Source organism: Salinibacterium sp. CAN_S4 (assembly GCF_015752305.1).
Lineage (GTDB): Bacteria > Actinomycetota > Actinomycetes > Actinomycetales > Microbacteriaceae > Rhodoglobus.
Genome location: NZ_JADOVB010000003.1, coordinates 73,754 through 87,505 on the forward strand (window position 1 = coordinate 73,754; position 13,752 = coordinate 87,505).

A 13,752-nucleotide genomic window follows, 5' to 3' on the forward strand; every position below is an offset into this window, starting at 1 on the left:
GCTCAAGCCAGAAACAGCCAATGGCCCGCAGCATCACGCCAGCCGCCGGTTCACAACTCCTGCACGGCGAGCGGTCCGACCCGCACATCCGGATGATTCCGGCACCGTTCGCGCCGGGGCTGGCCGATCTGCAGGAGTTATGGACACGGGACGATGGTGCCTACTTCACCGAACCGGCGGTCAGCCCGCTGACTATGTACTTCTGCAGGTAGAGGAACAGCGCCATGACCGGCAGTGCCGCCAGCACAGCTCCCGCGGCGAAGATGCTGTAGTTCTTCGAGAACTCGTCTGACACGAACTGGTAGAGCCCGACGGCGAGCGTCTGCTTCTCCGGCTCGATCAGCACAATGGAGGCGATCACGAACTCATTGGTGGTTCCGATGAACGAGAGCAGCCCCACCACGGCGAGGATCGGAGCGACCAGGCGCAGGATGATCGTGAAGAAGATCCTCGCGTGACCCGCTCCATCGATCTTCGCCGCTTCGTCGATGGAGGTCGGCACGGTGTTGAAGAACCCGTACATCAGGTAGGTGTTCACCCCGAGAGCACCCCCAAGGTAGACCATGATCAGGCCGATCTGGGTATCGAGGCCGATCGCCGGGAAGATGTCGCTGATGCCGTTGAGCAGCAGGAAGATCGCCACGACCGCGAGCAGCTGCGGGAACATCTGCACGAGCAGGAGGGCAAGCAGCCCCACGCGCCGTCCGGTGAATCGCATACGCGAAAAGGAATATGCCGCCATAGCGCCCAGGAACACTGTGCAGATCGAGGTCGTGATCCCGATCACGAGGGTATTGCCGTACCAGGCGGCGTATGGCTGCTGGGGAAGATCGAACAGCCGGGTGTAGCTGCCGAAGTCGAAGACGCTGAACAGCGCGTTGGCGCTGATGAGGGTGCCGCTGGGGTTGAGCGACGCAGACAGCACGTAGAGCAACGGGAAGATCGCGAAGATCGACATGGTGATGCCGATGACGTGTCGCCATCCCGTCGCCCTGAACCAGCGCCCGACGTGAAACGGCCTGCGCGTGCCTGTGGAGGTGACAGTGCTCATCAGTTCAGCTCCTCGAGTGATTTGGTGGCCCTGAAGCTCAGGGCGGCGATGACTCCGACGAGAACGAAGATGATGATCGAGAAGGCACTCGCGAGACCGTAGTCGCGGCCGGCTCCGACGAACGCCACCTTGTAGACCATCGAGATCAGGATGTCCGTCGCCCCGACATTCACGCCGGCAGACACGTCTCGCGGCCCGCCGTTGGTGAGCATATAGATCAGGTTGAAGTTGTTGAAGTTGAACGCGAATGAGGAGATCAGCAGCGGCGCGATCGATACCAGCAGCAGCGGCATCTTGATGAAGCGGAACACCGCCCAGGGCTTGGCGCCGTCCATGGTGGCGGCTTCCTGCAACTCTTCGGGAATCGACTGCAGCGCACCGGTGCAGACGAGGAACATGTAGGGGAAACCGAGCCACAGGTTCACGAGGATGATGCTCACCTTCGCGAGCCACTCGTTGGTGAGCCACGGGATGTCGGCTCCGCCGAACAGCACCTGGTTCACGAATCCGAAGTCCCGATTCAGCATTCCCGCCCAGACCAGTGCCGACAGGAACGCCGGGAAGGCGTAGGGAAGTATCATCATGACGCGGTAGACCTTGCGCCCGCGCATCCGCCGGTCATTGAAGACGACAGCGAGGAAGAGGCCGAGAAGGAACGTCGTGGCGACCGACAGGAAGGCGAACGCGAAGGTCCACAGCGCGACGCTGAACAGCGGACCGCGGATGGATTCATCGCCGAACGCACGGGCGAAGTTGTCGAAGCCGATCTCGATCTTCCACCCCGGCAACAGTTCTTCCCCGTTGCTGGCGGTGAATGCGCCGACCCCGGTGTCCGAGTAGACGACCCCCGTCGTGCTGTTCGTCATGGTGGCGGCGGTTTCGTCGTAGACCAGGTTCGACCGGTAGACGAACGCGCTGCTTCCATCCGGAGTGCGCAGTGCGCCGTCGTTCTGATCGTCGCTGATCTGCACGGTGAGGCCGGCGATGGTCTCCTGGGCGGCCACGATCTGCGAGAAGGTGAGGGTGTTGTATCCGGGAATTCCGACGGCGACCCCTCCCTCGATGGTCGCGTTGTCGACCGGGCTGAGGGGGTTGTCGGCGTTGCCGATGCTGACGTCGCCGTCGGGGTCTGTCACGAGAAAGCTGTAGGTGCCGAGGCTCTCGACGACGGTCAGTCCGTACGCCGGTGAATCCTCGACGCGCTCCTGGGACGATCCGATGAGGGCGGCAACCGCATCCTCTTTCGTACTGTTGTGCCCGGTGCCGTAATTAGTGAAGGCGATGTAGGCGGTGTATCCGATGATGAACACCTGGAACACGACGAGGAAGATCACGCCGGGCACGAGATATTTCGCCGGCAGGAATCTCCTGCTGAAATAGACGACATTCACGATGACCGTGACGACGACGATCGCCGCGAACACTATCCAGTCGCGTTGGGCGCCGACGATGAACAGCGCGTACAGGCTGATGGCGTCCACGATGGCCAGGGCCGCGATCTTGACGACCAGCACCCTGAGGCTCGTCGAGGTCGGGTGAGGCACCGGAGTCGTCCGCGGCGCTCGAGGTTTCGTGATGCTCATGTCGTCCTGCTGTGCTCAGGCGTGGGCCCGGGCGGTAACGCCCGGGCCCACGCGAAGGTGAGTGCTAGATCGCGCCCTGGACGTCGGCGGCCATCTTCTGCCACAGCCCGACGGGATCGGCCTGACCGCCGATGATCGCGGCCTCCGTCACGCCCCAGAACTGCCAGACGGAACCCATCTCCGGGATATTGGGCATGGGCACAGCTGTCGCTCCGACCTCGCCGAAACCGGCGATGATCGGGTCGGCGCTGGCAGCCTCGAACGAAGCGGTGAGCGCGGGAGCGCGCTTGCCGACCTCGTAGAGTGCGGTCTGCACCGACTCAGTCGCGATGTAGTTCGTCAGGAACTCGCTCGCAGCCAGCGTGTTGGTGCTCTTCGCGCTGACGAAAAATCCCTGCACGCCGACGAAGGGCTGGGCGGCGTTCGGGCCAGGAGCAGGAATCGGGTCGACGGCGACGTCGATGCCGGCTGCCTGGGCATCCGCGACATTCCAGGGTCCGGTGAGGAAGAACGGCGAGGCGCCCGCGTTGAACTTCTCCTTGGCCAGATCACCGGTCAGCGAGATGTTCAGGTTGCCGGCGGCACCCTGCTGCGCGAGCCAGGTGGCGAACTGGTCCCCACCGGCGTCGCCGATGGTGAGCTCGTCGGCGTTGTAGCTGCCGTCGGCGTTCGTGCCGAAGACCGGGGCGCCGAATGACGTCTGGAACGGGTAGAGGTGGTATGGATCCGATTCTGGACCGACCTGCACGATGAACGGGAACTCGGTTCCGGCGCTCTTCCCCATCGCGATCATGTCGTCGTAGGAGGTCGGAGCCGTTGGCGCCAGCGCGGTGTTGCGCAACATGGCGATGTTCTCGATTGAGTACGGCACGCCGTAGGTGACTCCATCGAAGCTCATGGCCGTGACGGCGACCTCCTGGAAGTCGCCGGCCTTATCCCCGAGTTCGACGGGAGCGACGACGCCGTTGGTGACGAAGTTACCGAGCCAGTCGTGGGCCCCGATGGTGATGTCCGGCCCCTTGCCGGTCGGCACCTGCGCGATGAATTGCTCCTGGATGTCGGCGAAGTCCTTTTGGACGAGCTTGACCTCGACGCCGGATTCTTTCGTGAACTCTGCTGCGGCATCCTTCAGGACGGCCGCGCGGTCTGCGTCGACCCAGACCGTGAGGGATCCTGCTGAATCTGTGCTGTCGCCGGGCTCCGAGGCGGAGCAGGCGGTGAGGGCGAGGGCCGCCGTGAGCAGAACTGCCCCGGCTGCCAATCGGCCGCGTGAATGATGGACCATGGGACGTTGCCTTCCTGTGTTGCCGATCGACCGGCCAGGGCCGATGACCGCCAGGATCACCCGGAGTGCTGCGCCCGGGTGGGGCATTCATACGCCGAAAGGCCGTTCTTTCGAAGTTCTCGCGATGTGCAAGCGCTTACAACCATAGCCCCCGGATGGGGGTAGACAAAAGGTCCTGAGAGATCATGCAAAAATCCCCGGGGCACGACGAACAGATTTATCGCTTCTGTACAGGTCGAACTGGCTGCGTCGGGCGGGAGAATCTGGTTAGAGGCGGTCGAGCGACTGCAGCACGTCGGCCAGCAGGTCATCCACGTTCTCGATGCCGACCGAGAGCCGAACGACGTTATCCGGCACTTCGAGTTCCGTGCCGCGCACCGAGGCGTGCGTCATCTCCGAGGGGTAGCCGATGAGTGATTCCACTCCGCCGAGCGACTCCGCGAGCTGGAAGAGCGTCGTCGATTCCGCGAAGGTGCGGGCGGCGGCGGATCCACCGCTGAGTGCGACGGACAGCATTCCACCGAACGCCGTCATCTGCTTCGCCGCTATGTCATGGCCCGGGTGTGTTTCGAGCCCAGGGTAGTAGACGGCGTCGAGCTTCGGATGCCCCACGAGGGCCTCGGCGATGGCGAGTGCGTTGCTCGAGTGGCGGTCGGCACGTACCGCCAGGGTCTTGATTCCCCTGACGGTGAGCCAGGCATCCATGGGGCTCGAGATCGCCCCGACGGCGAACTGCAAAAATCCGACTTTCTCGGCCAGCGCGTCGTCGTTCATCACGAGGGCCCCGCCAAGCACGTCGGAGTGTCCGCCGATGTACTTCGTGGTCGAGTGCACCACGACGTCGGCTCCCAGCGCGAGGGGCTGCTGCAGGTAGGGAGACGCGAAGGTGTTGTCGACGACGACCAGAACCCCGTGCTCCTTGGCGATGGTCGCGAGCGCCGCGACGTCACTGATCTTCATCAGCGGATTACTGGGCGTCTCGACCCAGAGGATCTTCGTCGTCGCGGGGTCGATGGCGGCGCGAACCGCATCCAGGTCACTCATGTCGACCGTGGAGAGCGAGACACCCCACGGCACGTGCACGCGGTTGACGAGGCGGTGGGTGCCGCCGTAGACGTCGTTGCCCATCACAATGTGCGAGCCGGGCGTCAGCACCGCGCGCAACAGGGTGTCTTCTGCGGCGAGACCAGAGGCGAAGCTGTAGGCGTGCTTGCCCCCCTCGAGAGAGGCGAGGAGAGTCTGCAGTGAGTCCCTGGTCGGGTTTCCGCCGCGGGCGTACTCGTAGCCTCCCCGGAAGCCGCCGATGCCGTCCTGCACGAACGTCGACGTCATGTAGATGGGAGGCACCACGGCGCCCGTCGTCGGATCGAATTCCTGGCCGGCGTGGATGGCTCGGGTCGAAAAACCGAGGTCGTCGTTGGCAGAGTCGTCGTGCGCAGTGTCGTCGTTCACAGTGTTCTTTCCGTGATTCAGGAGCTGAGGTAGTTCAGCAGGTCGTGTCGGGTCAGTACTGCGACGGGCTTGCCGCCGTCCGTGACCATCAGCGCATCCGCGGCCCCGAGGGCTGCGCGCGCCGAACCGACAGATTCGTTCACACCGATCAAACCGAGCGGTGCGCCGACGAATTCCCGAACGGCGTCTGTCATCTGGACTCCACCTGTGAATACTGCCTCCATGAGGGATCGCTCATCGATGGCGCCGATCACCTCGCCCATCACCACGGGCGGCTCGGCCGTCAGCACCGGCATCTGCGAGACCTCGTACTTGGTCATGATCTCGATGGCGTCGCGGACCGTATCGGTGGGATGCACGTGCACGAGATCGGGCAACCCCCCCGTCTTCGACCGCACGACGTCTCCGACGGTCTTCTCCTCCGTGACAGAGGCGAATCCGTATGACCGCATCCACTTGTCATTGAAGATCTTGCCGAGGTAGCCGCGGCCGCCGTCGGGCAGCAGGATCACCATGACGTCGTCGGCGCTCAGCAACCTCGCGGCCTTGAGCGCCGACGCGACGGCCATTCCGCTGGAGCCGCCCACGAGCAGGCCCTCTTCGCGAGCAAGCCTGCGGGTCATGTCGAATGATTCGGCATCGGAGGATGCGATGATCTCGTCGACGACGCTCGGGTCGTACGCCTCAGGCCAGAAGTCCTCCCCGACGCCCTCCACGAGATAGGGTCGCCCGGTTCCGCCCGAGTACACCGAGCCTTCGGGGTCAGCGCCGATGATGTGCACGCCACCGTCGGAGATCTCTTTGAGGTACCGGCCGACGCCGCTGATGGTGCCACCCGTGCCGACGCCGGCGACGAAGTGGGTCACCTTGCCCTCGGTGTCGCGCCAAACCTCGGGACCGGTGGTCTCGTAGTGGCTCAGCGGTCCGTTCGGGTTCGCGTACTGGTTGGGCTTGAACGCACCGGGAATGTCGCGCGCGAGTCGATCCGATACCGAGTAGTACGACTCGGGGCTATCAGGCGCGACGGCCGTCGGAGTCACGACGATCTCGGCCCCATAGGCCGTCAGCACGTTGCGCTTGTCTTCGCCGACCTTGTCGGGAAGCACGAAAACGCAGTGGTAGCCGCGCTGCTGGGCGACGAGTGCGAGCCCGACGCCGGTGTTACCGCTCGTCGGTTCCACGATGGTGCCGCCGGGCTTCAGGAGACCTTTCGCCTCGGCGTCATCGATGATGCGGGTCGCGATGCGGTCTTTGGACGAGCCGCCCGGATTGAGGTACTCGATCTTGGCGAGGACGGTGGCCGAGATCCCCTCGGTGACGCTGTTGAGGCGCACGAGCGGGGTGTTTCCGACAAGGTCGAGGATGCTGTTGGCGTACTTCATGGTGGGCATAATCTACCAGCGGGCGCATGACACGACGTCAGCGGGCATTCACACCACCGCCACAGAACCAAACTGTACGGTGGATGCACCGAGACCACCGAGCCGACAGGATGCCGTGCCCGATCCATCGAAACCCACAGTCCAACAGCAGCGCGAGGCCCGCAGGGCCGAGAAGGTGGCCGGGCTGCAGAAGCAGCTCGCCACCCAGCGACGCAATCGGCGCATCGGCATCGGTGCGGCCATCGTGGCGGGAGTCGCCGTGCTCTCGCTCGCTGTCGGCTTCATCGTGGTCGGCTCTACCCCTAAGCCGAACCCCGATGACATCGACATCGCCGGGCTGACCGAGTTCCCGGGCCTGACGTCGGTGCACGTGGGGCCGGAACCCGTCGACTACGAGGCGGCCTACGACATGAACCCGCCCGCTGGTGGCGACCACTACGCCACCTGGCTCAACTGCGGCGTCTACGAGCAGCCCCAGCCCAACGAGAATGCCGTGCATGCGCTCGAGCACGGAGCCGTCTGGGTGACGTACGACCCCGAGGCGCTCGACGATGCCGAGATCGCGTCGCTGCGCGACGCCGTGCCGAGCACATATTCTGTGCTGTCCCCGTTCCCCGGGCTGCCAGCTCCCGTCGTGATCTCAGCGTGGGGAGCCCAGGTGCAACTCGAAGGCGTGGATGACCCCCGCATGCAGTCGTTCATCTCGAAGTACTGGAAATCCGCGTCGGCTCCCGAGCCGGGCGCGCCGTGCACCGGAGGTCTCGATGGTGCAGGACGCATCGCCTGATCCGGCCGGACACACCGACCAGAGCCGAAAGACGCGACTCGCGATAGCTGCGGTGCTCACCGCGATCGGGCTGGTGGCGGCATCCCTCGTCATCGGCAGGGTGAGTTCGCCGGTCGACAGCGACCCTCTGGACTCGAGCGCCGAGGCTGGCTTTTCCCGCGACATGCAGGTGCACCACCAGCAGGCCGTCGAGATGGCCATGATCGTGCGCGACGAGACCGACGACCCCGAAGTCCGGCTGCTCGCCTACGACATCGCCACCTCCCAGGCGCAGCAGTCCGGCCAGATGTTCGGCTGGCTCGCCGAGTGGGGGCTGTCGCAGGCGGCGAGCGAGCCGTCGATGATGTGGATGTCACGCCCGGCGCCGGGCGCCTCCAGCCACGATCACGCCGCAGGCTCCTCCCACGAGCCGGGGTCGCCGATGCCGGGGCTCGCGACCCGCGAGCAACTGCAGCGGCTGTCGGAGAACGAGGGACCGGACGCAGAGCGACTCTTCCTCCAGCTCATGATCGCGCACCACGAGGGTGGGGTCGAGATGGCGGAAGCCGTCATCGAGCGCAGCTCCAAGCGAGTGGTGGTCGATCTCGCGACCAGTATCGTGCAGGCGCAGTCGAGCGAGATCGAGCTGATGGAACGGATGCTCGCCGAGCGGAGCTAGCCCAGCTGCTGCGCGTACAGCGACGAGTACATCCCGTCATTCGACAGCAGTTCTTCATGACGTCCACTCTCGACGATTTTTCCGCCGACCACGACGAAGATCACGTCGGCCGAGATCACGGTAGACAACCTGTGCGCCACCGCGATGGTGGTGCGTCCCTTCGATGCTGCATCGAGCGCATCCTGCACCACCCGTTCCGAAATGGAGTCGAGGGCGCTCGTGGCTTCGTCCAGGATCAGCACGGCCGGGTCTTTCAGCAGCACCCGCGCGATGGCGATGCGCTGCTTCTCGCCCCCGGAGAGTCGGTAACCGCGCTCCCCCACCACGGTGTCGTAGCCATCGGGGAACGACATGATGGTGTCGTGGATGTTGGCACCCCTTGCCGCGGCTTCGAGCTCGTCGAGCCCGGCCTCCGGTTTCGCGTACCGCAGGTTCTCGCCGATGGTCGCGTGGAACAGGTAGGTCTCCTGGCTCACGATCCCGATGTTTCGCACGAGCGAGTCCGACTCGAGGTCACGCACGTCGTCACCCGCGAACAACACCCGGCCCGTCGTCACATCGTGCAGGCGCGGAATCAGGTACGACACAGTCGTCTTACCTGCCCCCGACGGCCCCACGAATGCGGCGAACTGCCCAGGCTCGATGACCAGGGAGACGCCTTTGAGGGTTGCGGGGGAATCCTCCGGCGCATCCGGGTAGCGGAACACGACGTCGTCGAACTCGACCCTCCCGAGCTCGGCGGGACGCACGGCGTGCGAATCCGGTTTATTCGTGATGGCAGGCACGAGATCGAGGTACTCGAAGATCCTGGCGAACAGCGCTGACGAGGTCTGCAGGTCGAGGGCGACCCTCAACAGGCCGAGCAGCGGGAACATGAGACGCGCCTGCACCGTGGTGAAGGCGACGATCGTTCCGGCCGTGACATCCACCCCGCCCGAGATGAGGTACGCCGCGACGACGTAGATGACCGCGGGGATGATCGACAGGAAGATGTTGACCATGGCGAAGAACCATTGGCCGCTCATCTGCTGGCTCACCTGCAGCCTGATCTGGTTGCGGTTTTCGGCCTCGTACCGGCCCGTCTCGGACTGCTGCTGGTTGAAGCTCTTGGCGAGCAGGATGCCGCTCACGCTCAGCGCCTCCTGCGTGATCGCGGTCATGTCGCTCAGCGACTCCTGGGTCTTCGTCGCGATGCGCGCGCGCACCTGACCGACCCTGCGCTGGGCCACGACGAGGATGGGCAGCAGGATGACCGCCACCACCGTGAGCTGCCAGCTCAGCACGAGCATGCTCACGAACGCCGCGACCACCGTGACCGTGTTGCCGATGACGCTCGAGATGGTGTTGCTGAGCACGCTGGCGACACCCCCGACATCGTTCTGGAGTCTCGACTGGATGACGCCGGTCTTCGTGCGCGTGAAGAAGGCGAGTTCCATCGCCTGGAGGTGGCCGAAGAGGCGGATACGCAGCGCGCCCATCACCGTGTTGCCGACGGAGGCGGTCAACCAGGTCTGCCACACGCCGAGGGCGGCGGACGAGACCCACAGCACGACCATGATCGAGACGAGTTCGACGAGAACCGGGACATTCGGTGTGCCGCTCGGCGGGAACAACCCTTCGTCGAATGCCTGCTTGGTGAGCAAGGGTGGGAGCACGCTGAGCCCGGCGCTGACGAGCACCAGGATGATCGTGATCGTCAGTGCACGACGGTGGGGGGCGAACAGTCCCGCGATCCGCTTCAGAAGGTCGGGCACCTTCGGCGCAGAGGCGTTGGCCGCCTTCTGTGCGGCCGCATCGCCCCCGCCCATCATGCGACCGCCGCCGCGCATTCCGCTCATACCTCAACTTTAGGTCGGTTAACACAGCGAGCCCGCCGGTGTCCCGGCGGGCTCGAGTGAGGTGCGAAAGGATCAGCCCTTCGTCGAACCTGCCAGCAGTCCGCGCACGAAGAACCGCTGCAGTGCGAAGAACACGATGAGCGGAACGATCATGGCGATGAAGGCTCCCGAGGTGAGCAGGTACCAGTCCTGGCCGCGGTTTCCCGTGATCTCGCGCAGCACCTTGGTGATCGGGCCGACCGCTCCATCCGCGAAGACCAGCGCAACCAGCAGGTCGTTCCAGACCCACAGGAACTGGAAGATCGCGAACGATGCGATGGCCGGCATGGCCAGCGGGAGCACGATCCTGAAGAACGTCTGCCCGTGCCCGGCGCCGTCGACCCTCGCTGCCTCGATGAGCTCCTGCGGAATCTCCGAGATGAAGTTGTGCAGCAAGAAGATCGCCAGCGGCAGCGCGAAGATCGTGTGCGCGATCCAGATCTGGCCGTAGGAGTTACCTCCGGCGCCGAGTCCGGAGAAGACCTCGAAGTCACCGATGCTGAGCCCGCGGGAGAAAAGGCTGAGCAGCGGCACGAGGGCCATCTGGATCGGAACCACCTGCAGGGCGAATACCCCGATGAAGAGGATGTTGCGACCCTTGAACGGAATCCACGCGAAGGCGTATGCCGCCAGTGACGCGATCACGAGGGGGAAGAGCGCGGCCGGCAGGGTGATCGCTATCGAGTTGATGAATGACTGCCCGAGGGTGACCGTCGTGGCAGATCCGTTGAGCACCGCATCGTAGTTTCCGAGCGTGAAACCAGGGTTGGTGAAAATGCTCCACCACCCGCTCGTATTGATCAGCTCCGGCGGTCGGAACGACGTGATCAGCAGACCCAGGGTGGGCGTCGTCCACAGGATGGCGATGACGATCGCCGCCGCGGTGGCGCCCTTGCTCGTGAGCCGGTCTTTCGACTTCTTGAGCGTGGAACGCTCTGCGGCTTTCTCACCGCGCGCGAGCTGGGTCTTTGTCTTCTGGTCGACGGGGAGGTCGATCGGGGCGACGGCGCTCATCGGATCTCCTTCTGCAGACGCATCTGCCTCACGTTGTAGATGATGATCGGCAGCACGAGCAGGAACAGGATGACGGCGAATGCCGAAGCCCTGCCCTCCTCGAGCTTCTGTGCGTACACCGCGTTGGCGAGCACGTTGGTTCCGTTGGCGCCTCCCGTCATCGTCTGCACGATGTCGAAGACCTTCAGGGATGCAATCGAGATGGTGGTCAGCACGACGATGAGTGAGCTCCGGATGCCCGGCACCGTCACGTTGATGAACCGTTCCCAGGCGTTGGTGCCATCGAGCTGCGCCGCCTCCATCTGCTCGGCCGGCACGCCCTTGATGGCCGCGGAGAGCACGACCATCGCGAATCCGGTCTGCACCCAGATGAGGATGACCATCAGGAACAGGTTGTTCCAGGGCGCCACGTTGATGAAGTCGAGGGGCTGGCCGCCGAAGAACGTGATGATCCCGTTGAGGAGACCGATCTGCGGCTGGTCGGCAGAGTTGGCGTCGTAGACGAACTTCCAGATGATGCTCGCGCCCACGAAGGATATTGCCATGGGCATGAAGACCAGCGCCTTCAGCACCTTCTCACCCCTCGCCTTATCGACGAAGACCGCGTAGGCGAGACCGACGATCGTCGAGAAGGCCGGAACGACAAGCACCCAGATGATGGTGTTGATGATCGCCACCCGGTTCGCTTCCTGGCCGAACACGAAGATGAAGTTCTCGAAGCCCACGAACCTGCTGCCCCGCGCATTCATGAATGCCTTGAAGAAGGTGGCAACGGTCGGATAGACCAGCCCGATGGCGAGCAGGAAGACCGCCGGACTCAGGAATCCGATGAGCTGGAAGAGGTAACCCGCGCCCTCGCGAGAGCGGTAGTCCAGAAGGAAGAACACCCCACCGAGCACTGCCGCGACGACCGCTGCAAGCGGGATCGAGCCGAGCAGGAGGAAGACGACGACCGGTGCGAGCACGCAGACCAGCGCGCGGATGATCGTATAACGACGACCGGAACGCGGCGCGATCTCGATGAAGAAGATGAGGATGCCGGCTACCAGGAGGAAAGCCCCGATCACCAGGGGGATCTGGGCGAACGGATTGAGGCCAGCAAGCCATTTCAGGAACCCTGACATTGACGTCCTTTCGAGTGCACCAGTGAACTCGCGCTTATGTTGTGAGACTAAAGGTAAGTGAGGGCCGGCGGAAGAGGTCTCCGCCGGCCCTCGATCATGCTGTTCTAGCCGATGTTACTGAACGGCCAGACTATTCGGACGGCCAGGTGGCCTCGATGTTGTCGAGCACCTCGTCCGTCGACTTGCCGTTGATCCAGTCGACCATGCCGGTCCAGAAGGAACCAGCACCGACAACGCCGGGCATCAGGTCAGAAGCGTCGAACCTGAAGGTGGTGGCGGGGTCCTGGAGAACCTTGATCGCCTCCTGCAGGATCGGGCTTGACGCGCTGGCGGGGTCGAGGCCCTTGTTGGCGCTGATCACGCCACCGAGTGCGACGCGGCTGTTGGCCCAGTCGGGGCTGGAGAGGTACTCCTGCACCTTGACGGTGTCTGCGTCGTTCGAGAAGGCAGCGACGATCTCGCCACCGCCCGTGACGGCGCTTCCGCCTGCTTCGATCGACGGGGTGATGAACGCCCAGATGTCAGCGTCGGGTCCCACGGTGGCGTTTCCGTTCGCGGGGTCCTGGATGAATCCGTCGTAGAACGATGCCTGGTGGTGGAGTGCGCACGATCCGTCGCCGAGGGCGCGGGCCGGGTCACCGAACGGCGTGGTGTTGATCGACTTGACGTCGCCGAATCCCGCGTTCACGTAGTCCGGGTTCAGCAGGATCTCGCCCACTGAGTCGAAGGCTGACTTGATGGCGGGGTCGTTGAACGGAATCTCGTGTGAGACCCACTGGTCGTAGACGTCCGGTCCGGCTTCGCGCAGGACGAGGTCTTCGACCCAGTCCGTTCCGGGCCAGCCCGTTGCCGCGTCAGAACCGAATCCGACACACCACGGTGCGGTGTTGGTCGTTTCCTGGATCGTCTTGGTCAGGTCGAGCAGCTCTTGGTACGTGGTCGGAACTTCTACGCCCCACTCCTCGAACTGAGCCGGCGAGTACCAGACGAAGCCCTTGACGCTGGCCATGAGAGGTGCGCCGTACAGGGTGTCGCCGGTGCTGGCGTATCCAGCCCAGTCTTCGCCCCAGTACTCGGAGACGTTGGATGCAACGCCCTCGGGAGCCGGCTGCACGTAATCGCGTGACGCGAGGTCACCCAGAAGACCCGGCTGCGGGAAGATGGCGAGGTCGGGAGCCGTGCCGCCCTGGGCGCGGGTTCCGATCTGCGCTTCGAATTCCTTCGAGCCTTCGTACTGGATGTCGATGTCGTTTTCTTCTTCCCAGGCAGCCCAGGACTCGTTGAGGAGGTCTGCCTCGGTGTCCTGGATGGTGCCGTAGATCGTGACGACGCCATCGGCCTCGCCTGCGTCTCCTGGGCCTGCGCTCGAGCCTGAGCCTGTGTCGCTCGAGCAGCCCGCGAGTGCGAGCCCTGCTACGGCGAGTATGGCGAACGGTGCTGTGAATCTACGCTGCACGATGAAACTCATACTTCCTCCTCGTTGAGGGTGAATCGCGAGCGCCGTTATTGGCTCACGCGGGGGTGATTGCAAAACGGAAC

11 protein-coding genes are annotated in these 13,752 nt (G+C 64.2%); 2 read left to right on the forward strand and 9 right to left on the reverse strand.

The window, feature by feature from the left end; translation table 11 throughout:
* Nucleotides 1-160 precede the first annotated feature (160 nt).
* From IWX81_RS09350 to IWX81_RS09370, 5 genes are all read right to left on the reverse strand, one after another.
* Entirely contained in the window at nt 161-1,051 is an 891-nt protein-coding gene (locus IWX81_RS09350) for a sugar ABC transporter permease (RefSeq protein WP_199281063.1), read from the reverse strand.
* Nucleotides 1,051-2,634: an ABC transporter permease subunit gene (locus tag IWX81_RS09355; protein ID WP_199281064.1), complete on the reverse strand. Its 1,584-nt coding sequence runs from the start codon at nt 2,632-2,634 to the stop codon at nt 1,051-1,053. Before IWX81_RS09355 ends, IWX81_RS09350 begins: the two co-directional genes overlap by 1 nt.
* A 64-nt stretch (nt 2,635-2,698) precedes the next feature.
* The gene (locus IWX81_RS09360) at nt 2,699-3,919 is read right to left on the reverse strand and encodes a sugar ABC transporter substrate-binding protein (protein ID WP_199281065.1); all 1,221 of its coding nucleotides are present in this window, start codon (nt 3,917-3,919) and stop codon (nt 2,699-2,701) included.
* A gap of 267 nt (nt 3,920-4,186) precedes the next feature.
* A complete protein-coding gene (locus tag IWX81_RS09365; protein WP_199281066.1) occupies nt 4,187-5,371 on the reverse strand; it encodes a cystathionine gamma-synthase in 1,185 nt (394 codons plus the stop codon).
* Between the two features lie 17 nt (nt 5,372-5,388).
* Nucleotides 5,389-6,753: a cystathionine beta-synthase gene (locus IWX81_RS09370; RefSeq protein ID WP_199281067.1), complete on the reverse strand. Its 1,365-nt coding sequence runs from the start codon at nt 6,751-6,753 to the stop codon at nt 5,389-5,391.
* Here IWX81_RS09370 and IWX81_RS09375 point away from each other — a divergent pair.
* Together IWX81_RS09375 and IWX81_RS09380 are read left to right on the forward strand one after the other, a co-directional pair.
* Entirely contained in the window at nt 6,734-7,540 is an 807-nt protein-coding gene (locus IWX81_RS09375) for a DUF3105 domain-containing protein (protein ID WP_334593700.1), read from the forward strand. The two genes, IWX81_RS09370 and IWX81_RS09375, sit on opposite strands and share 20 nt — an antisense overlap.
* On the forward strand, nt 7,518-8,198 hold the full coding sequence (locus IWX81_RS09380; RefSeq protein WP_199281068.1) for a DUF305 domain-containing protein: 681 nt from the start codon (nt 7,518-7,520) through the stop codon (nt 8,196-8,198). Before IWX81_RS09375 ends, IWX81_RS09380 begins: the two co-directional genes overlap by 23 nt.
* Here IWX81_RS09380 and IWX81_RS09385 read toward each other — a convergent pair.
* From IWX81_RS09385 to IWX81_RS09400, 4 genes are all read right to left on the reverse strand, one after another.
* The gene (locus IWX81_RS09385) at nt 8,195-10,036 is read right to left on the reverse strand and encodes an ABC transporter ATP-binding protein (protein ID WP_199281069.1); all 1,842 of its coding nucleotides are present in this window, start codon (nt 10,034-10,036) and stop codon (nt 8,195-8,197) included. The genes IWX81_RS09380 and IWX81_RS09385 overlap by 4 nt on opposite strands.
* Nucleotides 10,037-10,108: 72 nt before the next feature.
* Nucleotides 10,109-11,089, reverse strand: a complete 981-nt coding sequence (locus IWX81_RS09390) for a carbohydrate ABC transporter permease (protein WP_199281070.1) — start codon at nt 11,087-11,089, stop codon at nt 10,109-10,111.
* The gene (locus IWX81_RS09395; RefSeq protein WP_199281071.1) at nt 11,086-12,213 is read right to left on the reverse strand and encodes a carbohydrate ABC transporter permease; all 1,128 of its coding nucleotides are present in this window, start codon (nt 12,211-12,213) and stop codon (nt 11,086-11,088) included. The genes IWX81_RS09390 and IWX81_RS09395 overlap by 4 nt, the downstream gene beginning before the upstream one ends.
* 130 nt (nt 12,214-12,343) lie before the next feature.
* Complete coding sequence (locus tag IWX81_RS09400) at nt 12,344-13,681, reverse strand: ABC transporter substrate-binding protein (RefSeq protein ID WP_199281072.1); 1,338 nt, start codon at nt 13,679-13,681, stop codon at nt 12,344-12,346.
* Nucleotides 13,682-13,752 lie beyond the last annotated feature (71 nt).